This window comes from Rhodococcus sp. NPDC060084 (assembly GCF_042730335.1).
Classification (GTDB): Bacteria; Actinomycetota; Actinomycetes; order Mycobacteriales; family Mycobacteriaceae; genus Rhodococcus.
On record NZ_JBHWWX010000004.1, the window covers coordinates 161,668 to 182,494 of the forward strand.

At 69.0% G+C, this 20,827-nt stretch carries 20 protein-coding genes and 1 pseudogene; 10 read left to right on the forward strand and 11 right to left on the reverse strand.

Translation table 11 applies throughout. The annotated features are described in order from the left end of the window. Positions 1-6 precede the first annotated feature (6 nt). Together ACFWBU_RS04160 and ACFWBU_RS04165 are read right to left on the reverse strand one after the other, a co-directional pair. Positions 7-1,068, reverse strand: coding sequence for a cupin domain-containing protein (locus ACFWBU_RS04160; protein WP_169622672.1), 1,062 nt, complete (start codon positions 1,066-1,068; stop codon positions 7-9). A gap of 107 nt (positions 1,069-1,175) precedes the next feature. After that, positions 1,176-2,006 carry an IclR family transcriptional regulator gene (locus ACFWBU_RS04165; RefSeq protein WP_169622671.1) on the reverse strand — a complete coding sequence of 277 codons (831 nt, stop codon included), beginning with the start codon at positions 2,004-2,006 and terminating at the stop codon, positions 1,176-1,178. Between the two features lie 99 nt (positions 2,007-2,105). Between ACFWBU_RS04165 and ACFWBU_RS04170 the strand changes: the two genes are divergently transcribed. Together ACFWBU_RS04170 and ACFWBU_RS04175 are read left to right on the forward strand one after the other, a co-directional pair. Continuing rightward, positions 2,106-3,311, forward strand: a complete 1,206-nt coding sequence (locus ACFWBU_RS04170; RefSeq protein WP_240952712.1) for an aromatic acid/H+ symport family MFS transporter — start codon at positions 2,106-2,108, stop codon at positions 3,309-3,311. A 31-nt stretch (positions 3,312-3,342) separates the two neighbouring features. Continuing rightward, positions 3,343-4,539 carry an FAD-dependent monooxygenase gene (locus ACFWBU_RS04175; protein WP_169622669.1) on the forward strand — a complete coding sequence of 399 codons (1,197 nt, stop codon included), beginning with the start codon at positions 3,343-3,345 and terminating at the stop codon, positions 4,537-4,539. A gap of 80 nt (positions 4,540-4,619) precedes the next feature. Here the strand turns inward: ACFWBU_RS04175 and ACFWBU_RS04180 are convergent, their stop codons facing one another. Next, positions 4,620-4,961 (reverse strand): winged helix-turn-helix domain-containing protein, encoded by a 342-nt coding sequence (locus tag ACFWBU_RS04180; RefSeq protein ID WP_169652653.1) that lies wholly within the window; start codon positions 4,959-4,961, stop codon positions 4,620-4,622. Between the two features lie 83 nt (positions 4,962-5,044). Here ACFWBU_RS04180 and ACFWBU_RS04185 point away from each other — a divergent pair. The 5 genes and pseudogenes from ACFWBU_RS04185 to ACFWBU_RS04205 form a co-directional block, all read left to right on the forward strand. Then, positions 5,045-5,221: pseudogene (locus tag ACFWBU_RS04185) on the forward strand (L-2-hydroxyglutarate oxidase); the annotation flags it as partial. Positions 5,222-5,306: 85 nt separating this feature from the next. Next, complete coding sequence (locus ACFWBU_RS04190) at positions 5,307-5,966, forward strand: SDR family oxidoreductase (RefSeq protein WP_378527592.1); 660 nt, start codon at positions 5,307-5,309, stop codon at positions 5,964-5,966. A gap of 81 nt (positions 5,967-6,047) precedes the next feature. Then, positions 6,048-6,581, forward strand: coding sequence for a DUF1772 domain-containing protein (locus ACFWBU_RS04195; RefSeq protein WP_378527593.1), 534 nt, complete (start codon positions 6,048-6,050; stop codon positions 6,579-6,581). Between the two features lie 167 nt (positions 6,582-6,748). After that, complete coding sequence (locus ACFWBU_RS04200) at positions 6,749-7,972, forward strand: sensor histidine kinase (RefSeq protein ID WP_378527594.1); 1,224 nt, start codon at positions 6,749-6,751, stop codon at positions 7,970-7,972. Beyond that, positions 7,969-8,628, forward strand: coding sequence for a response regulator (locus ACFWBU_RS04205; RefSeq protein ID WP_378527595.1), 660 nt, complete (start codon positions 7,969-7,971; stop codon positions 8,626-8,628). Before ACFWBU_RS04200 ends, ACFWBU_RS04205 begins: the two co-directional genes overlap by 4 nt. A 10-nt stretch (positions 8,629-8,638) precedes the next feature. Here the strand turns inward: ACFWBU_RS04205 and ACFWBU_RS04210 are convergent, their stop codons facing one another. From ACFWBU_RS04210 to ACFWBU_RS04220, 3 genes are all read right to left on the reverse strand, one after another. Continuing rightward, positions 8,639-9,985, reverse strand: a complete 1,347-nt coding sequence (locus ACFWBU_RS04210) for a permease prefix domain 1-containing protein (RefSeq protein ID WP_378527596.1) — start codon at positions 9,983-9,985, stop codon at positions 8,639-8,641. After that, positions 9,985-10,341: a PadR family transcriptional regulator gene (locus ACFWBU_RS04215; RefSeq protein WP_378527597.1), complete on the reverse strand. Its 357-nt coding sequence runs from the start codon at positions 10,339-10,341 to the stop codon at positions 9,985-9,987. The genes ACFWBU_RS04210 and ACFWBU_RS04215 overlap by 1 nt, the downstream gene beginning before the upstream one ends. 76 nt (positions 10,342-10,417) lie before the next feature. After that, positions 10,418-11,323 (reverse strand): hypothetical protein, encoded by a 906-nt coding sequence (locus tag ACFWBU_RS04220; protein ID WP_378527598.1) that lies wholly within the window; start codon positions 11,321-11,323, stop codon positions 10,418-10,420. A gap of 177 nt (positions 11,324-11,500) precedes the next feature. On the opposite strand from ACFWBU_RS04220, the gene ACFWBU_RS04225 reads away from it, so the two are divergent. Beyond that, positions 11,501-12,865, forward strand: a complete 1,365-nt coding sequence (locus ACFWBU_RS04225; RefSeq protein WP_378527599.1) for a wax ester/triacylglycerol synthase domain-containing protein — start codon at positions 11,501-11,503, stop codon at positions 12,863-12,865. A 27-nt stretch (positions 12,866-12,892) separates the two neighbouring features. Here the strand turns inward: ACFWBU_RS04225 and ACFWBU_RS04230 are convergent, their stop codons facing one another. After that, on the reverse strand, positions 12,893-15,088 hold the full coding sequence (locus ACFWBU_RS04230) for a hypothetical protein (RefSeq protein ID WP_378527600.1): 2,196 nt from the start codon (positions 15,086-15,088) through the stop codon (positions 12,893-12,895). A gap of 58 nt (positions 15,089-15,146) precedes the next feature. Next, positions 15,147-15,344, reverse strand: coding sequence for a hypothetical protein (locus ACFWBU_RS04235; RefSeq protein WP_169652649.1), 198 nt, complete (start codon positions 15,342-15,344; stop codon positions 15,147-15,149). Between the two features lie 162 nt (positions 15,345-15,506). Between ACFWBU_RS04235 and ACFWBU_RS04240 the strand changes: the two genes are divergently transcribed. Beyond that, the gene (locus ACFWBU_RS04240; RefSeq protein ID WP_277351045.1) at positions 15,507-16,454 is read left to right on the forward strand and encodes a hydroxymethylglutaryl-CoA lyase; all 948 of its coding nucleotides are present in this window, start codon (positions 15,507-15,509) and stop codon (positions 16,452-16,454) included. A 34-nt stretch (positions 16,455-16,488) separates the two neighbouring features. Continuing rightward, entirely contained in the window at positions 16,489-17,445 is a 957-nt protein-coding gene (locus tag ACFWBU_RS04245) for a glycerate kinase (protein ID WP_378527601.1), read from the forward strand. A gap of 14 nt (positions 17,446-17,459) precedes the next feature. Here the strand turns inward: ACFWBU_RS04245 and ACFWBU_RS04250 are convergent, their stop codons facing one another. The 3 genes from ACFWBU_RS04250 to ACFWBU_RS04260 all read right to left on the reverse strand — a co-directional run bounded on the left by ACFWBU_RS04250 (position 17,460) and on the right by ACFWBU_RS04260 (position 20,758). After that, positions 17,460-18,563 (reverse strand): hypothetical protein, encoded by a 1,104-nt coding sequence (locus tag ACFWBU_RS04250; RefSeq protein WP_240952683.1) that lies wholly within the window; start codon positions 18,561-18,563, stop codon positions 17,460-17,462. 102 nt (positions 18,564-18,665) lie between these two features. After that, positions 18,666-19,154: an LppA family lipoprotein gene (locus tag ACFWBU_RS04255; RefSeq protein ID WP_169622659.1), complete on the reverse strand. Its 489-nt coding sequence runs from the start codon at positions 19,152-19,154 to the stop codon at positions 18,666-18,668. Continuing rightward, positions 19,151-20,758 (reverse strand): alpha/beta hydrolase, encoded by a 1,608-nt coding sequence (locus ACFWBU_RS04260; RefSeq protein ID WP_378527602.1) that lies wholly within the window; start codon positions 20,756-20,758, stop codon positions 19,151-19,153. The genes ACFWBU_RS04255 and ACFWBU_RS04260 overlap by 4 nt, the downstream gene beginning before the upstream one ends. Positions 20,759-20,827 lie beyond the last annotated feature (69 nt).

Sequence of the window (20,827 nt, forward strand, 5' to 3'; positions counted from 1 at the left end):
GGTGGGTCAGGCTCCTTCGGAGATGATGGTGCGGTTGAAGTGCAGACGCTCCACGATGGGTGCGTCCGAGAACGCGAACAGGTCGACGCCCTCATCGGTTTCGAGCGACCACTCGACCCAGGACGGGACGACGATCATGTCGCCCTTGGCAACATCGTGCGGGGTTCCGCCGAGATCGAAGCGACCCTGGCCTTCGAACACCTGGAAGACGAGCGACCCTACGTCGCGACGGGGGCGGGTGTGCGCGCCGGCGCGAAGACGGTGGAACTCGGCGCGGATCGTCGGCATGACGTCGCCGCCGGTGGTCGGGTTGGTGTAGCGGATCGCGGCATGGCCCGGCTCGGGCGTCGCGGCGTAACCCTCGTCCTCGAGCGCAAGCTGTTCGGTGAGGGCGCGATCGGTGTGCTCCCAGCGGTAGCAGGCGATGGGCGAGCTGGTCTTGCGGTCGAGCCCGACGAGCGGACGCAGACCGGGATGGACCCACAGTCGCTCGGAGCGTGAGATGTCCGGCGTTCCCTCGTCGGTCACGCCGTCCGAACCGAACTCGAAGAATCCGGTGTCGGTGTAGTGAACGAACGGAATGTCGAGACCGTCGATCCACGCCATCGGCTGATCGGTCTCGTTGTGGTGGCCGTGGAAGTTCCACCCGGGCGTGAGCAGGAAGTCACCGCGGCGCATCGCGACGGGGTCACCGTTGACGACGGTCCACACGCCTTCACCCTCGACGACGAATCGGAAGGCGTTCTGCGAGTGGCGGTGCTCCGGTGCGGTTTCCTTCGGGCCGAGGTACTGGATCGCTGCCCACAGAGTGGGCGTGATGTACGGGACTCCGCCGAGGCCGGGGTTCGCCAGGGCGATCGCACGGCGTTCACCACCGCGCCCGACGGGCACGAGGTCGCCCGCGCGCTGCGCGAGCGGGTAGAGCGTCGACCACTTCCAGACGAACGGAACCGCCTTGGAGGTCGGCGCCATCGGCATGAGGTCCCCGAGCTGCGTCCACAACGGATCGAGATGCTCGGCCTCGAAATCGTCGTAGAGCTTCTGCAGTTCCGGGTCGTGCTCGGTCATGATTTCTCCTCGCGAAACGACACACACGTTGGGCGTTGATCACAACCTATGCTGCACCGTCCGCCAGAGCACACAATATTCTTCCCTGTGGAATCTTGACGTAGATCTCATCCTTCGATGTGTGCGACGTCCACCTCGAGGCCCCGGATCGCCGCCCGCATCTGCTGCACCAGTTGCCCGTGCAGGTGCTGCCGGTACCGGGTCGCGGGTACCGCTGCGGTGAGCGCCGCGATCGCGTGCCCACGACCGTTCCGCACCGCGACCCCGAATGCCGCGACGCCCTGTTCGGTCTGCTCGACGTTGACGGCGAATCCCACGCGCCGGGCCGCTTCGAGTTCACTGACGAAGATCTCGAACTCACCGGGAGCGAGCCGCCGGTCCGTCTCGGATGCGGTCGGGCCCTGGCTGATGGTCGGCGGGCCCGCCGGTCGGAGGTACAGCTGTTCGAGCGTGCGCCGAGGGAGTTCGGCGAGCAGGATGCGCCCGCCCGCGGTGAGTTCCGCCGGGAGTACCTGGCCTTGCCTGTCCCCCACACGCAGCATCGTTGCCGCTTCTGCCGTGTACAGGAAACGTGCCTGCGACCCGATCCGGAGAACCAGGTTGATGGTCTCGCCCGTCATCATCGCGAGCGCCTCCATGTGTGGACGCGCGATATCTGCAAGCTCTCTGGTCCATCCGTGCTTCGCCGGCCCGGCCCCCATCGCGGGACCGGGGTGGTAGCGGCGCTTCTCGTCCTGCACGGCGAAGCCCCGGTAGACGAGCATCGCCAGGAGCCGATGCGCGGTCGACGGCGCGGTGCCGAGCGCCTCCGCCGCGTCCTTCACCCGCAGTGCTCCGACGTCGCGGAGCAACTGCAGCAGGTGCAGCGCGTTGTCCACGGACTCGAGCGAGTACGACGGCTTCGTGATGCGTTTGCCTGGTTTCGGCGCATTCTGCATAGAAGAACTTTATTGCACCGAGCACGTGAGCGCATCAACGTTGGATTCATGCACATCTCCCCAGGGGCCACCGTCGCCTCCGGTGCACGCCGTCTGCCCATGGCTCCCGGCAGCATCGCAGCAGTCGTCGTCTGCTGGCTGTTCGTCGTATTCGACGGATACGACCTCATCGTCTACGGCAACGTGATCCCCAGCCTGCAGGACGAATGGGGAATCAGTTCCTCGACGGCCGGCACACTCGGCAGCCTGGCATTCCTGGGCATGATGATCGGCGCCGTTCTCGCGGGCCGGTTGTCCGACGCGATCGGACGCAAACAGGCGGTGGTCGGCTGCGTTGTCGTCCTCTCCGTGTTCACCGCGTTGTGTGCCGTCGCTCCCGGACCTGCGGTCTTCGGCATCCTGCGCCTGATCGCCGGAATCGGCCTCGGCGGACTGGTGCCGACGTCCAACGCCCTGGCTGCCGAACTGGTGCCGAACAAGTGGCGCGCCGCCGTCGCGACGATGATGATGTCCGGCGTGCCGATCGGCGGTTCGATCGCGGCCCTCGTGGGCATCCCGGTGATTCCCCACTGGGGCTGGCGCCCGATGTTCCTCTTCGCGCTGATCCCGCTCTTCATTCTCGTTCCGCTGGCGATCAAGGTGCTGCCCAAGCACGCCCCCGATGCCCATCCCGGCAACGCCGCGGGCGGCTTCAAGGAACTGCTCGGTACCCGTTTCCGCGCCGTGAGCATCATGTTCGCGGCGGTGACCGTGGTGACCCTGCTCTCGTGGTACGGCCTCGGCACCTGGCTTCCCAAGCTCATGCAAGGTGAGGGCACCGACCTGGGCAACGCGCTGACTTTCGCGCTGGCGCTCAACCTCGGCGCCGTCGTCGGCTCGTTCGTCACCGCCTGGGGCGGCGTGCGCTGGGGTTCGGTGCCGACGAGCATCGTCGCCGCGCTGATGGCCGGTGTCGCGCTGCTGACCCTGCTGCTCGATCCGCCGGTCGCCGCGGTGTACCTGATCTTCGTGATCGCCGGTGTCGGTACCCACGGCACCCAGGCACTGATCATCGCGGCCGTCGCGTCGTACTACCCCGACCACCTGCGGGGCACGGCGCTCGGCTGGGCTCTCGGCGTCGGCCGGATCGGTGCCGTTGCCGCCCCACAGATCGGTGGATGGCTGCTCGCCGCCGGACTCGGCGCCCACTCGAACTTCATCCTCTTCGGCGTCAGCGCCTTGATCTCGGCGCTGTTGCTCACGGTGATCTGGCAGAAGTTCCCCGTCCGCCACGACGCGCCGCGCGGCCCGATCCTCACTCACTGATCTCACAGTTCCCCCCACCCGAAGGAGTGTCATGTCCGATCTGAAGGACGCGCGAGTACTGATTGCCGGCGGCGGCATCGGTGGCGTCGCCAACGCCCTCGCTCTCGCCTTGAAGGGTGCGAACGTCACGCTCTTCGAGCGCGCCGCCGAGTTCGGTGAGGTGGGCGCCGGACTCCAGATCGGACCGCACGGCTCGCGCATCCTCCAGTCGCTCGGCGTCTACGACGAGGTGATCGCCAAGGGTGTGCTGCCCAAGAACCTCGTCTTCCGCGACGCTGTGACCGCCGAAATCCTCACCAAGGTGAACCTCGGCCGCGACTACCAGGAGCACTACGGCGGCGTGTACTTCGTGGTACACCGCTCCGACCTGCACTCGGTACTCGTTGCCGCTGCACGTCGCGCGGGAGCCGACCTCCGCACCGATTCGACGGTGACCGATGTCGTCACCGAGGGCGACACCGTGCGCGTCATCCTCGAGAACGGTGAAGAGCACATCGGTGACATCGCGCTCGGGATGGACGGGCTGCACTCGCGCCTGCGTCCCAAGCTGTCCGACGACAAGCCCGTCGGCTCCGGCTACGTCGCGTTCCGCGGCACCTTCCCGATGAACGAAGTCCCCCTCGAAGAGGACATCGAGGACGTGGTGGGCTACATCGGCCCGCGCTGCCACTTCATCCAGTACCCGCTTCGTCAGGGCGAGATGCTCAACCAGGTCGCCGTCTTCCAGTCGCCGGCGTTCCTTCGCGGCGAGGAGAAGTGGGGCAGCCCCGAGGAACTCGCGCACGCCTACGACCACTGCCACGAAAGTGTCCGCTCCGCCCTGAAGTACCTGTGGACGGACCGCTGGTGGCCGATGTTCGACCGCAATCCGATCGACAACTGGGTCGACGGCCGCATGCTCCTTCTCGGCGATGCCGCACATCCGCCGCTGCAGTACCTGGCTTCGGGCGCCGTGATGGCCCTCGAGGATGCCAAGTGCCTCGCCGACTACGCGTCCGAGGACTACAAGGGCGACAACGCGAACTGGCCGAAGATCCTGCAGGATGTCAACGCCGAGCGCGCACCGCGCTGCAACCGCATCCTCACCACCGGCCGGATGTGGGGCGACCTGTGGCACCTCGACGGTGCAGGCCGCGAAGCTCGCAACGAGTTGTTCCGCATCCGCGACACCTCGAGCTACAAGTACACGGACTGGCTGTGGGGTTACTCCTCGGACCGTAACCGCTGAGCCGGGACACCCCCGCGCGACGATCACGCCTGTGGCCCGCAGATCCGGAAGATCTGCGGGCCACAGGCCTGTCACGCGTCCTACACGACTGTTTCGCTCAGCTCCGCGAGTCGGCGTTCCGCGCGCACCACCGCGTCGCGGGCCTCGGCAAGATCCGCCCGGATCGCCTCGAGGTGCCGTCGGATGCCGAGCGTCATGTCCCCCGGTTCCGGGATCGAGACGACGAAGGAGCCCCTCCCCTGCCGCGTCTCGATGAACCCCTCCTTCCGCAGCACTTCCTGCGCGTCCTTCACCACGGACGGCGACACCGCGTAGTGAGCCGCGAGCTCGTGGATCCCCGGGAGCTGGTCGCCGACTGCCCATTCGTTCCACGTCATCCGGTGCTGGAGATCGGTTGCGACGGCTTCGTACTTGTAGGCCATACCGCACACCGTAACACTTTTACGTAACACCGGAACGGTATTGTCGCCGGTGCTGCTCTTGGACCGGCCACAACAGCGGTGTCGTGCACGCCGGACCGCGCGGTGTCCGGGTGCAGGCGATGAACGCCGACGGCAGCCTCGAAGACGATTTCGTCATCGCCGGACGGGGACGCCTCGTTCACCTGTGCAACGCCCCGTCACCCGGCGCCACGTCGTCCCTCGCCATTGCCGAACACCTCGTCGCGACGGCCCTCGAACGCGTGCGCCGAGGACGCCCACGCGTAGAGACGAACGAATACGGGCATGCTCACCGGAAGAATTCCCCACGACGCTAGGAGCATCGACATGGCACGTATCGCGGTTTTCGGCGGACACGGCAAGGTGGCGCTCCACCTCGAACGTCTCCTCTCCGACGCCGGCCACGAGGTCAGCGCGGTCATCCGCAATCCCGGCCACGCCGACGACGTGCGCGCCGCCGGCGGCACGCCGGTGGTTGCCGACGTCGAACAACTCGATGCGCTCGCGTTCAACGAGTTGCTGCAGGGTCACGATGCGGTCGTGTGGTCCGCAGGCGCAGGCGGGGGCAGCGCGCTCCGCACATACGCCGTGGATCGCGACGCCGCGATCGCATCGATGACGGCGGCGCAGCAGGCGGGTGTCCGGCGGTATGTGATGATCTCGTACTACGGGTCACGTCCGGATCACGGTGTGCCGGAGGACAACAGTTTCTACGCCTACGCCGAGGCGAAGGCGGCGGCCGACACGCATCTGCGGGCCGCCGAGTTGGACTGGACGATCCTCGGGCCGAGCAAACTCACGCTGGATCCGCCCACGGGTCGCATCGACATCGCGGGTCACGGCGCGACCGAACCGGGCGAAGTGTCGCGTGCGGATGTGGCAGCCGTCGCCGCCGCGGTACTCGAGCGACCCGAAACCGCCGGTCTCACCATCGAATTCAACAACGGCGACACGCCGATCGGCGAGGCGCTGGACGCACTCCGGTAATCCGGCCTACGTCGGAAGTCGTACTGCGGTTACGTCGCCGGACGGACGACGGTGACACGCCGGAAAACTAGCGTCGTCACCATGACACACAACACTTTCTCGCCCCGTACCGCGGTGATCGTGGCCTACAGCTGGGTCACGCTCATCGCGTTCGGTGCAATCCTCACCGAAACAGTCATCCTCTACCCCAACGTTTTCCACGATCCCCCGGCGTCTCTGGATCTGACCGTCGAGTTCATGTCGGAAGCCGGTCCGTCGGACTTCTTCCCGCCTCTGGGTGCGCTGACGGTAGCCCTCGCAGTGGCGTCCGTGTTCCTGCTCCGGCGCGACAAGAAGGTCCGGCCGTGGGCGGTGGCGAGCCTGATCTCGCTGGTCTTCGGCGAGTTCGCGTTCTCGGCCTTCTACTTCTGGCCACGGAACACGATCATGTTCGACGAAGGGGCCGCCGTGCATTCTGTCGAGGTTCTCCGACAGACCGCGGTCGAGTTCGAGACAGGCCACTGGGTTCGTCTGACCATGAGCGGCGTGACTGCCGTCCTGGCCTTCGTCGCGTTGTTCAAGGTGCTCACGGCTCGCACGTCCACGCCTGTGCCGGTCGAGGCTCGGGTCGGGTGACACGCCCGGTAGTTCCGCTCACGGGCGTACGGCGAGGTGACGACCCCTCGCCGTACGCGCATTTCGGTTCCGGGCCCAGGCTGCCGCCGGTAATCTCGCCGACGTAGCGCCGATCGCCACAGGTGCGGGCGGGATCGCCGGGTACTCCGTCACTGCCGCCCGGAACGGTGATCACACGCACGACCGGAGGAAAGGCACCGACCATCTCCGCGCAGACCAGCCCAGCAGCCGGAAATATGTTCCGGCAGGACCGCACGACCGATGCGCTCCTCGCCGGGGGATTGTTCGCGATCATCTGCATCGCGATCGCCGCCGATCTCGGGGGCGGCGAGCAGGGGCCACCTGCGCTCGCCTTCCTGTTCGGCGCGTTGTTCGCCGCACCGGTCTTCTTCCGCCGGCAGCGCCCGGTCACCGTTCTGCTCGTCACGGCCGCCGTCCTGGTGGCGTATTACGCCCTGGGGTTCCCGCCCATCGGCTTGGCCCTCCCGCTTGCGGTGGCGCTGTACTCGGCCGCGGAGTCCGGGCACCTGCGATGGGCGATCGCCGTTTCGGGCGCGCTGGTGATCCTCTCGACAGCGGTCAGGATGTTCCAGGGCGATGATCTTGCCTACCTGCTCGGATTCGAATCGGCGGGGTCGGTGGGTCTGATGGCGGCGGTGATCGCACTGGGCGACAGCGTGCGGTCCAGACGCGCACTCGGCCGAGAACTGGTCCGCAGGGAACACGCGGCCCGCCTCGAGCGCGAACGCGAGGCCGCCCGTCGCGTCGAACGCGAACGGCTGCAGATCGCACGCGATCTCCACGACCTGCTCGCGCACACCGTGTCCGTGATCTCGCTGCACACCGACGTGGCTGCCGAGTCCCTCGACGACGATCCCGCCCTCGCACGCCGATCGCTGGTGGCCGTTCGCGACTCGTGTTCGCGCGCGGTGTCCGAACTGCATGCCACGGTCGAGGCACTCCGCTCCCCCGCCGGCACCACAGCACGCGGGGACCACTCGCCTACACCCGGACTCGCCGAGATCCCTCGACTCGTCGACACCGTCTCCGACGCAGGCGTAGCGGTGCACATCGAATCCCGGGGCACCCCGGCAACACTGCCCGCCGTGGTGGACGCGACCGCGTACCGGGTGATCCAGGAGGCTCTGAGCAACGTCCTCCGTCATTCCGATGCGACGAGAGTCGTTGTCACCCTGGACCACCGCAACGATGTACTGCGAGTCTGTGTGAGTGACAACGGCCGCGGGTCGCGGGGCGGCCGCACCACCGGCTGGGGCCTGACCGGCATGCGCGAACGCGTGGCACTGCTGGGCGGGACCGTCGACACCGGCACTCCGGACGGCGGAGGATTCGTCGTCGATGCCCGCATTCCCGCAGGAGGTCCGTCATGATCCGGGTCGTGCTCGTCGACGATCAGGCTCTTGTGCGTGAAGGGCTGCGCGCACTGCTCGAGCGCACGGACGACATCGTGGTGGCGGGCGAGGCGGACGGCGGGGACGCAGGCGTGCGCGTGGTCACCGAGACGCGTCCCGATGTGGTGCTGATGGATATTCGGATGCCCGGGACCGACGGGATCGCCGCGACCCGCCGGATCATCGGCGATCCGGCGCTTTCCCACGTGCACGTGGTGGTACTCACGACATTCGACACCGACGACAACGTGCTCGACGCGATCCGTGCGGGTGCCGTCGGCTTCCTCGTGAAGGACACCGCACCCGGAGATCTCCGCAACGCGATCCGCACCGTGGCGGGCGGGGACGCCATGCTCTCGCCGACTGTCACCCGGCGCGTGATGCAGGCCGCCGCACGCGGGGCAGGCGCGCGCGACACCGGGCAACTCGACGGACTCACAAACCGGGAACGCGAGATCCTTGCCGAGGTCGGCCTGGGTCTGTCGAACGAGGGGATCGGCTCGAAGCTGTTCATCAGTCCCGCAACGGTCCGCACGCATGTGACCCGCATCCTCACCAAACTGGGTGCGCGCGACCGCGCCGGCCTCGTCGCGATCGCCTTCCGTACCGGCCTCGTCACGCCGGAGGATCGGTAGACCCCGGTCGTTACCCGAACCCGAACAGCGGCGGGATGACGACGACCGCAACCGCGGCCCACACGCCGTAGACGGGCAGGTACCGCGTCTGCCAGCGTTCCACGGCGTCGAAACCGCAACGGCGGCGCAAGAAGCGGACGCCGAACCATCCGGCCCCGACCAGGTTGACCAGCAGGACCAGGTTCAGCCCGAGCGCCGTCACCTTGTTGGCGGTGAATCCGAACTCGGCGATCCGCGTGAGCATCGCGGCGAGCATGAGTGCGTCGACGGCCAGCGCTGCGGCGACCAGAACGACCTGAAGAGTGTCGAACACGTCCGGAGGCGCGTGCGGGTCGCGGGCGGAGATGGAATACAGCAACAGCCCGAGGACCAGCACCAGGATCAGATCCATGAGGATGAGCAGTTCGCGATCGACGCCCAGGATGCTGCGCGATGCCACGGACGCGACGAACAGCGCGAGCAGCATCGCGACGGTGAGCGGCGTGAACACCCGGGTGAGGACGGGAGCGATGTTCTCGATCACCTCCTGTTTGGCCTCGACGAGCCAGGCCGCCGCGATCATCGCTCCGGGGGGCGCGAAGGGCACGACCCATTGTTCGAGGAACCACTCGACGTCGACGCCCAAGGCACCGAAGGCCCCGAGGGTGAGTCCGACGAGGACCGCGCCGCCGAGCGCGAGCAAGGTCAGATAGACGACCCACTCCCCGGTGAACCTCACGAAGTCCATCCGCCGCCGTTGGGATCGCCACTCGCCTCCCACGTACGCGACTCCCACGACGAGCCACAACAGAATGGGGGCGTGGATCGCCGCGATGATTTCGGTGGAGCCGGCGGCGACGAACGGGAAAAGGTTCAGCGCCGACGCCGTGAGCAGGAACGGAATCGCCAGGGCCACCGCGGCGCGCACCGGCATATCGCGCTTCCAGGCGAAGTATGCGACGAGGAACGGCAACACGAACAGCGACGCATTGCGTACCAGTGCCTGCTCCGGGAGCCACTCCAGTCCGGCTTTGACGGCCACCCCCGCGCAGGCCGCGAGCGCGATCACCACGCCCAGCTCACGCGGATGCCGGCCGGAGGCGGACTCGGTGCCTGCCGGAACGAGCACGAGTTGCTTCCACAGGCGGTCGGAATGTTCGCGGGCGAACTCGCGAGAAATCTCGTCCACGCTGCCCATGCGTCCCACCGCGACCAGGAATGCTTCGCTCGACGTCAGCCCGGCAGCCGAGAGATCCTCGACCTGATCCCGCAGGTGGCCTTCCATCTCGTCGACGTCGAGCGGGGAAATCACCCGGTGACCGGAGACGTAGCCGCGCCAGCGGGCGATCTGGGATTCGAGTTGCGCGTCGGCGTCCATCACGTCAACCCTTCTGCCGCCGGGGGCAGCGCGGACTGCCACACCTTCTCGAGGGCCGCGGCGACGACCGACCATTGCGCCGCGCGTTCGACGAGCATCTCGGTGCCGGCGTCGGTGAGTGTGTAGTGCTTGCGCCGGCGGCCGTTCTCGGCGATATGCCAGGTCGCAACCACATAGCCCGCGCGCTCGAGGCGATGTAGCAGGGGGTAGAGCATTCCGTCGGTCCATTGGATGCGACCGCCGGACAGCTCGTTGACCCGCTTGAGGATTGCGTATCCGTAGGACTCGCCCTCGGCGAGTATGCCGAGTACCAGGGGCGTCGCCGAGGCTGCGACCAGATCCTTGTCGATGAACACGAACCCTCCATACCTAGAGCATCTAGGGATATAAAAGCGAACCTAGCAGCTCGAGGTATCCGTGGGCTAGAGGGCGTTACGCCCGGTCGGGATCCGCGGCAGATCCCCTGGCCTCGTCTGCTCTGTCCCCGTCTGCCCTGTCCCCGTCGTCGCGGCTCAACGTTTCCGTCACCCGGGCACGACCGCGCTCGAGGACGTCGCCGAGCGCTCCGCCGACCGCCTTGAGGGGACTGTCGATGGAGTCGAGCGCCTCGGCGACATCCGGATCTTCGTCCGCGAGCCAGCCGGCGTCATCGGCCCGAAAGGCCGCGCGGTAGTCCTCGAGATCACGCCGCAGCGTCGACAATGCGCGCGTGGTGCGGCTCGAGGACAGCCGGCGAACCACCTCGAGCGGCGATCCCTCCGCGAACCGCGCGAGGGTCCTGCGCGCCCGTCGCAACAGGTCGGCGTCCCCCTCGAAGTGCCGGGCGAGCGCGGACCGGGCAGCCGCGACGACCTCCGGATCGGAACCCTCCCGGGCGATGCGAACGCGATGCCACAGAAACAGACAGTCCTCGACCAGCACGAGCAACTGGAGTGTCTCGCCCAGTCGTTCCTGGACCGCGATCGTGTGCAGGTATTCCAGGTGCTCCTGCACCGGCCTGTCCGCGTCGGCTCCGTCGAGCAGGGCCGACGCGTGAGCCTGCACGCGCGCGACGGTCTCGTCGAGCCGCGACCCGAGCTCGGCCAGCGGCGTCCAGTCTGCGTCGGGCAGCGTGCCGCGGTGGTCGACTATCGCGGCAGCCCTGGTCAGGGCGTTGTGGCGCGTGACGACATCGCCCAGCGCGGGCGCCCCTACGGATGCGAGCACGCTTTCCACGGTGTCCGGAGCCGCATCTTCGCCCTCGAGACGGACGATGGCCGCTTCCACGGACGCCACGGCCCCGCGCAGCGCGTCCACGACGGAATCGGTGGCGGTGGGTTCGGTGCTCGCGTCGGTCATTGCTCCATCGTGCTACGGACGAGAACCGAACGCATCAGGTGCCCTCGATCGTGGGCGGCAGCCGGCGGCGGCGCAGAGTCACCTTTACCGGACCCCTGGTTTCTGTGTCCGGGCCGAGTCCGGCTCGCCCGGTCCGGCGCACCCGTGGCAGAGAGCGATACCTGCGATCCTGGAGGGGTGGCGGACCCGAGTCGGATAGAGCGCATCGGTCCCGGCGACCTGACCGAACTCGTCTCGGATGTCGGGCCGGTGCCCCTCCACGTCGGTGCCGTGATCTTCCTCGCCGGTGGCGTCGAGCCGGACCCGGTGGCGCTGCAGGCCGCGCTCACCGAACGACTGACCGGGATTCGGCGACTGCGGCAGTGCCTGTCCGAACCTGCGCTCGGGCTCGGCCGACCCTACTGGCTGGACGACGAGCACTTCGACGTCGATGCTCACCTGTCGCAGGTGCGATGCCCGGTTCCCGGCAGCCGGGATGCCGCCAGGGCACTCGCGGTGGACGCACTTACCCGGCCGCTGCCGCGGTCGCGGCCGCTGTGGCGCGCGATTCTCGTCACCGACATCGCGGATCCGCACGGGAACACAGCACTGGTGATGGTGATGCATCACGTGCTGGCCGACGGGATCGGAGGACTGGCCGTGCTGGCGCATCTGGTCGACGGAGCAGACGTCTCGGACGAGCTGGGCCGCTCGATTCCGCCCGACCGGCACCGGGCCTGTCCGAAGCCGAGGACGAGAGAATTGCTCGCCGACAACGTGATCGAACGGCTTCGCAGCCTGCGCCGAGTTCCACAGTCCGTCGCGGGTCTTCCTGCAGCGTGGGCGGAACTCGGACGGGGCACCGGTGGACGTGCCCCCCGATGTTCGTTCAATGCGCCCACGGGTGTTCGACGTGCGGTCGGGACGGTCGAGGTGGATCTGGACGCGACCCGTGTGGAGGGGCGGCGATGGGGCGCGACTGTCAACGATGTGCTGCTGGTCGCCACCTCCGGTGCGCTTGCCGATATCCTGCGCACGCGTGGCGAGTCCCCGTCCGAGTTGGTGATCTCGGTTCCGGTCTCTGCTCGCGGTGCGAACACGGACGGGGAGTTGGGCAATCAGGTCGGCGTCATGCCTGTCCGGGTACCACTGGCCGGAACTCCGGCGCAGCGGTTGGTTTCCGTTTCCCGCAGCACCCGTGCACAGAAATCGAGCGTGCGAGGGCGGTCGGCGACCCTGCTCGGCCCGCTGTTCCGCGGCCTGGCAGCCATCCGGATCTTCCGTTGGTTCGTGGATCGGCAGCACCTGGTCAATTCGTTTCTGTCCAACCTGCCGGGCCCGTCGTCACCGCTGAGGGTCGCCGGAGCCAGGGTCACCGCGATTGTGCCGCTGATCGTCAATACGGGAAACGTGGGCGTCGCCTTCGTGGCACTGTCGTATGCCGGCACCCTGACAGTGACGATCATCGTCGATCCCGACCTCGTTCCCGAGGTTCGCGAACTCACAGAAGCCCTGCACGAACAGTTCCAGGCGATCACAGTCGGCGGCACGTCGGCGCAGTAGCCGCGACCGATCGTCCGGTGAGCGTGCTCAGCTCCGCACGCGTATCCACGCTTCTTCGAGGAGGGCGACCACGTCGGTCTCCCGTCGGGCCCGGTAGGCGGACAGAATTCGACGAGGCCGGGTTTCCGCACCCAGGCCCAGGGCCGTCGCGAACGCCTCGGCCATTCGGTCCTCGGGGACTACCTCAGGAGTCGTGTGCCCGACCAGCGCGAGCGCCTTGCGCAACGGTTCGGCGTTGTCGGCGACCGTGCGCAGCGGCAGCACGTCGAAATGGCCGTCGGCGCGGAAATCGAGGAAGAGTTCCCCGTCCGCATCCACCCCGAGGTCCTCGAGGAATCTGCGGATCGACCCGAGTAGCGGTGCGGGCCCGGCCCAGCGCAGCGTCTGTCCTCCCAGGCGCGAAGGCACAACGATCTCGCTCCCCGGATCGCACCCGACGATCGCGGCAACCGCCGACGGCACAGCACACTCGGCACCGCGCACGTGATCGCGCGTGACCGGAATGCGCAGGCGCCAGCCGTCGTCGAGCCGGTAGAGCCGGCGGGTCCGCTCGGGTTTCGACACCGGCACGTGGGCACGCGGCCGGCGTCGCACGCGACCGTCGACCGCCTCGAATTCGCCCCCGGCAGCGAAGGTACGGGCCGAATCGCCGGAGATCCCGAACCGCTCCACCAGCGCGGTCTCGACGACGTCGGCCGGAGCGCTGCCGTGTCGATCGTCGACGAGACGCGCGATGCGGTTGCGGATCGCGGTCACCACATCGGTGTCCCACTCCACGAGCGACCACCGATCGTCGGTGACCGCAAAACGCTCGTCGTCGGACAGTTCCGCGAAAAGAGTGTGCACGTCGGCGTTCACGCCCATGCGGGCGACGAGTTCGTCGGCGGTGTGCGGATCACCCAGCACTTCGAGCACCTGAGCGGCGCGGCCGGGGAGGTCGTCGCGCGGCGCGAGGAGCCTGCCCTCGAACATCGCGGTCCCGCAGTACTCCGTCCACGCGGCGAACTCGTCCGGCGGCAGCGTCCAGGTCGCCTGCACGGCGGCGGGTTCGACGACCCCGTTGCCGGATTCGAATTCCGCGAGCAGTGCCCGGGTCTGTTTCTCCGCGTCGGGCAGATCGGGAACCGCCACCCAGCCGTCGGCCGCCTCGAATCGGTCGTCGAGGCGGTGCAATACCTTCCACAACGGGGCGTCGAGCGCCGGCACCGGCCGGGTGAGGACCGGAAAGTCGCGCAGGATCCGGTCGAACGAGGCGACGGGCCGCACCCGCACGCGCAACGCCGCGAGCAGATCGCCGACCGCCGTGCCGAACGGGAACGTCGACGGCGCCGCCGGGTCGTCGACGCCGTCCCGGACCCGTCGTCGAAGCGCCTGGCGTTCCGGTTCGGGCAGCGCCTCGATGTAGTCGCCGAGCTCGGCAATGGGGTCGCCCGGCGGGGCGACCGGGAGATCGAGAGCGGTCAGCGCACGGATACGCGCTGCCACGGTCCGGACCTCCTCGGGCGCTCCCTCGTCGAGTTCCACACGCAGCAAGGGACTCTCGTGGTCGCCGCTGAGCATGCGCCAGCGTGCCAGCTGCGCGAGGTCCTCGAGGAGCAGGTCGAGCGCCGGTACATCTGTCCTCGAACCCGCAGACATCTCGGCGGTCCCGGGCGCGGAAGCAGCGGAGTCCGAATCGCGCAGCACCGTCGCGACGAGGACCGCACACACGATCTCGTCGACGGTTTCGCGGTCGGAACCACGCACCACGAACAGGTCCGCCGGACTGCGACTGAACAACTCGGCGGTGGTGGGCGCGTGCGGAAGACGCGCGATCACCGTTGCCGCGGCGGCATCGAGGTCGAGCGCGGAAACCGGCACCTCCACCTCGCGACGCAACGCATCCGCGAAGCGCAGGTCCGGGTGATCGGTGACGTAGATCCGGGCCAGCTCCGCGCACATCTCGGGGATGCCCGCCTCGTGCGCGGTGTCGGCCGGCGACTGGACCTCCCACCACCGGGCGGTAGGGGCGAGCGCCGAGAGCGCGACAGTACGCGCCGACCCGTACCGATCGAGCCACGGCATCAGCTCACTCCACGGCCGGTCCTCGAGTTCCTCGACCGACAATGCCCGCGACCACAGCGACACGACCTGTTGCTCCTCTTCCACGACCGAGGGGACGGCCGCGGACACCGTTTCCGCGACCGACGCCCTGATCAGGACACCCGGCCGCCAAGCATACATTTCGGCCTGTCGGCGGGCCTTCCGCCGACGCGTGCACGCTCAGCGGGACGAGCTCGCATCACGTCGCGGCGGCATCACGTTCGGTGTCGCTCTGAGCTTCCGACCGCAAACGCAGCAACACCAGCCCCGCAACCGAGGCCACGATGAGCGAGCCCACCGCGCCGTGGACATGGAGGGCGTACACGGCGATGCCGGCTCCCACCAGACCGATGAGCAGCGCGAACCAGAGCAGCGCTTTCCCTACGAACACACTCATTTCCCCGTACCTTCCGGCAAGTCTCCATCCGATCCGAAGGATAGTGTCACTTGTCACAGATCCTTCGCCGGGCACGCGGTGTGTCCACGAATCGTGCTCGTCTTGCCGCGCGACCATACTGGGTCCGACGAGAACGATGCGCGAGAGGGTGGAGGCACGAGGTTGACCGATCCGAAGACCGGCAACGATCCTCAGGCGGACGTGGCGATCCTGCGGGACGTGACGCTGCGTGACGGCCTGCAGCTCACCGGGAAGATGCTGTCCACCGAACGCAAGGTCGAGGTGGTGCGGGCCCTGTTCGCCGCAGGGGTACCGGAACTGGAGATCGGGTCGCTCGCCCGCCCCGATCTCGTTCCTCCGATGGCCAACACCCTCGAACTGGTGTCGGCACTCACCCCGGAAGAACTCGATCGGTGCTGGGTGTGGGTCGCGACCCCACGGCACGTGGAGAAGGCGATCGCGGCAGGCGTACGCCGCTTCCAATACTGCTTCTCGGTGTCGGACGCTCACAACCGAGCCAACATCGGCCGCGACACCGACGCGAGCCTCGAGGCGATGCCGGCTGCCGTGGACCAAGCACACGCCGTGGGGGGCAGCATCCAACTGTGTCTCGCCACGGCGTTCACCTGCCCGTTCGACGGTCCGGTCGACCCCGACCGGGTGCTGGAGATCGCGAACGACCCGCGTACCGACGGCGCGGCGGACATCGTCCTCGCCGACACCCTGGGTCAGGCGGTACCCGGTCAGGTATCGGCACTGGTGACCCGGGTGCGCACGGAATCACCGCAGCGGCGCATCGTCTACCACGGCCACGACACCTGGGGCCTCGGTGTCGCGAACAGTCTCGCAGCGGTGGCGGCCGGGGCGAGCGTGGTCGACGGCGCGCTCGCTGGACTCGGCGGTTGCCCGTTCGCGCCGGGAGCAAGCGGCAACACCGCGAGCGAAGACCTGCTGTTCGCGACACGTCCGTCGTGGCTGACACCGGCCGGTCTCGGCGCGCTCGTGCACCTCGGCGAGGACCTCGTCACCGAATTGGGCGAACCGAATCGCTCCCGGGCGCGTCAGGGCGCGCGCTCCGACGCGCAGGCCTTCGAGTGGGTACTGCGGTGACGGCGCACCGTCCGGCGACCGATCGGCGGGTGCCGTGCGGATTCTGATCGCACCCGACAGTTTCAAGGGCACATACGGCGCGGCCGACGTTGCCGAGGCCGTGGCCACCGGCGCCGAGTCCGCAGGACACCGTGCGGTGCGCATGCCCGTCGCCGACGGTGGTGAAGGCACCCTCGACGCCCTGCTCGGCCCCCTCGGCCTCGAGCGCGTCGAGGCCGACGCGGTGAATCCGTGGCGGGTGCCGTGCCGGGCTGTGTTCGGCATCGGCCCGGACGGCACCGCCGTCGTCGAACTCGCCGCGGCGAGCGGCATCACCACGCCACACGACGGCCCGCGCGACGCGGTCACGGCGGACACCTACGGCACCGGAATGCTCATGGCCACAGCGGCGCAGCGCGGTGCCCGCCATATCGTCGTGGCGGCAGGCGGATCTGCGACCACCGACGGCGGGCTCGGCGCCATCGCCGCGATCGACGACGCCGCCGGCCTCGGTGGCGCACGAGTGACGGTCCTGACGGACGTCACGACCCGGTACACCGATGCGGCGCGGGTGTTCGGACCGCAGAAGGGCGCCGATCCCGCGACAGTCGAGGCCCTGACCCGCCGCCTCGAGGACACTGCCCTGTCGCTCCCCCGCGACCCGCGAGAGGTCGCCGGAACCGGTGCCGCGGGTGGGTTTTCCGGTGGCATGTGGGCACGGTTCGGGGCGGAACTGCGCTCCGGTGCCGACTTCGTGCTCGACTCCGTGGGTTTCGACGCTGCCGTGCGCGATGCGGACCTGGTGGTCGTGGGCGAGGGCAGGCTCGACGGGCAGTCGCGCGCGGGCAAGATCGTCTCGGCGATTCTCGCGCGCTGTGACGGCGTGCCCGTGGTCGCGGTCGTGGGCTCGGTCGGCGACGATCTCGGCGACTATCGCACCCGCTTCACCGATGTCGTGGTCGCGTCGGACACCGGCGCGATGATCCGGGCGGGCGCGGGACTGCGCCTCTGACACGGCGTTCGGCGTCAGGGCACGACGGGGCGCTCCGGTGCGCACGGATCCGGCTCTGCGGGTACGGCCCCGTCGGGACCGACGGCGCCGGGGCCGGTGGTACCGGGGCCGCGATCCGCTCCCGCTCCGGAGGGGCCGGGCAGGTCGGGGTCGGACGCGCGGGCGGGCCACGACACCGGCCGCGCTGCTTCGCACGGGTCCGGTGTCACCGCGACAGGCGTTTCCGGTACCGGCACCGCCACCGACGCCGGTTCCTGCGCGGGTGCAGGTTCCTGCGCGGGTGCAGAGGGTGACATCGAGGTGCCCGGATCGTCCGGCGTGGAACCGTTCGTCTGCGCGATCCCGCCCACGGCCACGGCGAGGCCGCCACCGAGAATCGCGACCAGTGCGACGAGAGCGGCGAGCAGGGCCGCTCCCCTGCCCCGGCCGGGTGCAGGCGCGGCGGCGGCCACCGGTTCGGTCCGTTTCGCCGCGACGAGCGATGCACCGGTCGCGCGATGCCAGGGCACGCCGTGCGGAGTGACGAACGGGACGCCCAGGATCGTTGCCAGTTCCCTCGCCGGTCCGGCGTCGCCGGGCTGCAGGTCGAGGAACACCAGGGCTTGCGGCGTCCGTCCCGCGCGGGCGATCGCTTCGTCCATCGCCTCCGGCAGCGATTCGGAGTACCCGCCGAACACATCGCCGGACGGAGAGACCGACGCGAGCACGGCACGCGACCCCGTGTCGACGATCGAGGCGGATTCGACGCCTCCGGTGCGGGTGTGGACTGCGAGCACCGGGGTCGACGAGAGTTCCGGAGCACCGGCGAGGTACGCCAGCCGCGCGTCGTCGAGGTCGACGACCTGGACGGCGCTGTCGGTGACAGCCCCGATCGCGGCGGCGATGTCCTGGGTCTCGTCGGCGCCGCCGGGCGTCACCGTCAGCCCGATCGCCTGGATCGCCAAGGAGGCCGTCGCGGCTCGCTCCGTCATTGCGACGACGGCTCGCGCCGCGGTGTCTGCAGCGGCCGCACCGCGTTCCGGAACCAGCCGCTGAGAGTCGAACGGTCCGAGCGAAGGCACGTCGGCGTCGACGAGTACCGCGCACACCTCACCGTCGTCCACGGCAATGCCGAGCATCGGACGCATATCCTGTCCCCTCGCCGACTCGCAGGTTTCAGCACGGAAAGCACGAGCGTAGCCGACGGCCCGGAGACAATCGGGGACAACTCGCCACCGGGGTCACTGCCGGTAGCAGCCGGTGGTGAGGGCGACCGTCGACGCGACGTAGCTCCCGAACGTGATGTACGAACCGTCCGCGGCGAACATCCGAAACGCGAATCCCACATCCGGCGGCATGACGAGCGGTTCGTGGAATCCCGAACGTGCCGCGACCTTCTCGACGACGGCAGCGGCCCGGCTCAGCGCGTCGGCGGGCACCGGCACCTCCGATCCGTAGATGGGCAGGTGCACGAGGACGCCGACGGCGCCGTCGGGCAGCGTGCACGCGGTCGACGTTCGCGCGAACCGCGGCGTGAAGTGCAGGTCCGGAAATTCTGCGGACAGCGCGGTGAGGACGGAGCGCTGCGCGCCGGTGTAGAACGCGACGGCACCTCGGCTCGTCGATGCCACCGGTTCCGGCTTCGCGACGGGGACCGGACGTGGACCGCAGGCCGGTAGGGCAACGAGAACAGCGAGCAGTACCGCGGCGCGGATCACCGCGCGCCTCATGCCGCACCTCGTCCCGCAGCACCGGAGACGACCGCGGCGACCTGGTAGGAACTCGTCGAACCGGGCTGGAGATAGGAACTGTGCCCGGTGATCGCCGTGAGTGGTTCTCCGGTGGCCGACGCGCCCGCACCCGAGGGCAGATGCGTCAGCCCGTCGAGGAAGCTCGGGTCGCCGCCGAAAGTGCCCACGTCGGCAAACGCATCCCACCTGGCCTCCACCAGATAGGCTGCGCCCTCGGACAATCCGAGATCGCGCACGTCGTCCGTGCCGATCCCCGGTGCCCCCAGGAACACGGCGGCGTCGGCGTCGGCACCCTGCTGGAGCGCGAGACCCGCGACGACGGCGCCGTAGGAATGCCCCACCACGGTGATGTCGGGGGCGTCGGCCCTCGATGCCCCGAGACCGTCCAGGAAACCCGACAGGCGTGGTGCCGCGATCTGTGCCGCGAGATCGGAGACGGGGCTGCGCTCGGTGTACGCCAGCCCCCAACCCCATTGCGGCGCCTGATAGTTCAGCCACGTGACTGCGGCGACCCTGCCGCCGTTCTCCGCGGCGTCACCGAGGTGCTGATGTGCTTGGTCGCGTAACGCCGAGACCTGCGTGTCGTACCCGCCGAGACTGCCCTGGAGCGTGGAGCCCGCACCCGGCACGAATACAGCCACCCGGTCGGCGTCGTCGACATTCCCGACCGCGACCGCGGCCATCGCCTCCCGGCCCGTCAGATCGAGGGCCAGGAGATGCCGGTCCCCTCGTGCCAGCACCTCGTCGAGCGCGTCGATCGCCGCGAGTTTCTTGGCCGTCTGCTCGAGTCCGGCGTCCGCGTCGATGAACAGGCCGCCGAACACGGTGCCGCCGAGTTCGGCCTGCAACTGCGCCGCGACTCCTTCGAGTCGCCGGCGTTCGATGCCGAGGAGCGCGCGGTTGGCGGCGTCGCGCGCGCCGGCCGGAATTCCGTCCAGCGCTCCGATCAGCGCGGGGTGCCCGGAGAACAGGGCGGTGCGGTCGCGCTCGTCCAGCCCGGCCCACCAGCGCGCGACCACGTCGGGTGGGGTACCCGGCGCGGGAGGACTCGGCAGGTCGGGCACCTCCGTGCGGGTGCCACCGAATCGCAAGGACGTGTTCTCGGCGCGGCCGGGCTCGTCGAGTTCGCGCGAGAGCATCTGCGCCGCCTCGCGGTCGAGTTCGGCGGCGTGCGCGAGCAGCGCGGCGACCCGAGCCTGGATTCCGGCACGGGCGGCGGTGGCCGGCGACGCGCCCGGCGCCGGATGCACGGTGCCGTCGTCGGCGACCTCGACACCGTTCGCGGCGGCGTCGGACCGTATCGCCTCGAGTCCGGCGCGGAGCGTCCGCAGCCTCGGCGCGACCAGGAGCGCGCAGTCCCGCACCCGGAGAAGCGAATCCGACCGGGCCGCAAGCGTCTCGGCGCACAGGGCGACCTGCCGACCGGCAGCGTCGTGCGCGTCACCGCCCCAGCGGCCTTCACACCGCGCCCGCATAGTCACCGCCTCGCGCACGTGCTCCACATCGGCAGCACATCGCCCCAGGGCTTCCTCGAAGTCGCTCAGCGCGTCCGGGTCCCACCGGATCAGATCGTGCATTCTCATGTTCTCCACCCCCTGCCGCGGCAGCGTAGGGGCAGAAAAACGGCCGGCCCGGCGGAGTGTCTCCGCCCT

Bases quoted from the DNA above. Each gene is read 5' to 3' on its own strand.
- ACFWBU_RS04205 (WP_378527595.1), top strand. From the start codon at position 7,969: ATGATCCGGGTCGTGCTCGTCGACGATCAGGCTCTTGTGCGTGAAGGG.
- ACFWBU_RS04170 (WP_240952712.1), top strand. From the start codon at position 2,106: ATGGCTCCCGGCAGCATCGCAGCAGTCGTCGTCTGCTGGCTGTTCGTC.
- ACFWBU_RS04230 (WP_378527600.1), bottom strand. From the start codon at position 15,088: ATGTATGCTTGGCGGCCGGGTGTCCTGATCAGGGCGTCGGTCGCGGAA.
- ACFWBU_RS04195 (WP_378527593.1), top strand. From the start codon at position 6,048: ATGACACACAACACTTTCTCGCCCCGTACCGCGGTGATCGTGGCCTAC.
- ACFWBU_RS04165 (WP_169622671.1), bottom strand. From the start codon at position 2,006: ATGCAGAATGCGCCGAAACCAGGCAAACGCATCACGAAGCCGTCGTAC.
- ACFWBU_RS04210 (WP_378527596.1), bottom strand. From the start codon at position 9,985: ATGGACGCCGACGCGCAACTCGAATCCCAGATCGCCCGCTGGCGCGGC.
- ACFWBU_RS04160 (WP_169622672.1), bottom strand. From the start codon at position 1,068: ATGACCGAGCACGACCCGGAACTGCAGAAGCTCTACGACGATTTCGAG.
- ACFWBU_RS04175 (WP_169622669.1), top strand. From the start codon at position 3,343: ATGTCCGATCTGAAGGACGCGCGAGTACTGATTGCCGGCGGCGGCATC.
- ACFWBU_RS04235 (WP_169652649.1), bottom strand. From the start codon at position 15,344: ATGAGTGTGTTCGTAGGGAAAGCGCTGCTCTGGTTCGCGCTGCTCATC.
- ACFWBU_RS04190 (WP_378527592.1), top strand. From the start codon at position 5,307: ATGGCACGTATCGCGGTTTTCGGCGGACACGGCAAGGTGGCGCTCCAC.
- ACFWBU_RS04250 (WP_240952683.1), bottom strand. From the start codon at position 18,563: ATGCTCGGCATTGCCGTGGACGACGGTGAGGTGTGCGCGGTACTCGTC.
- ACFWBU_RS04180 (WP_169652653.1), bottom strand. From the start codon at position 4,961: ATGGCCTACAAGTACGAAGCCGTCGCAACCGATCTCCAGCACCGGATG.
- ACFWBU_RS04255 (WP_169622659.1), bottom strand. From the start codon at position 19,154: ATGAGGCGCGCGGTGATCCGCGCCGCGGTACTGCTCGCTGTTCTCGTT.
- ACFWBU_RS04220 (WP_378527598.1), bottom strand. From the start codon at position 11,323: ATGACCGACGCGAGCACCGAACCCACCGCCACCGATTCCGTCGTGGAC.
- ACFWBU_RS04260 (WP_378527602.1), bottom strand. From the start codon at position 20,758: ATGAGAATGCACGATCTGATCCGGTGGGACCCGGACGCGCTGAGCGAC.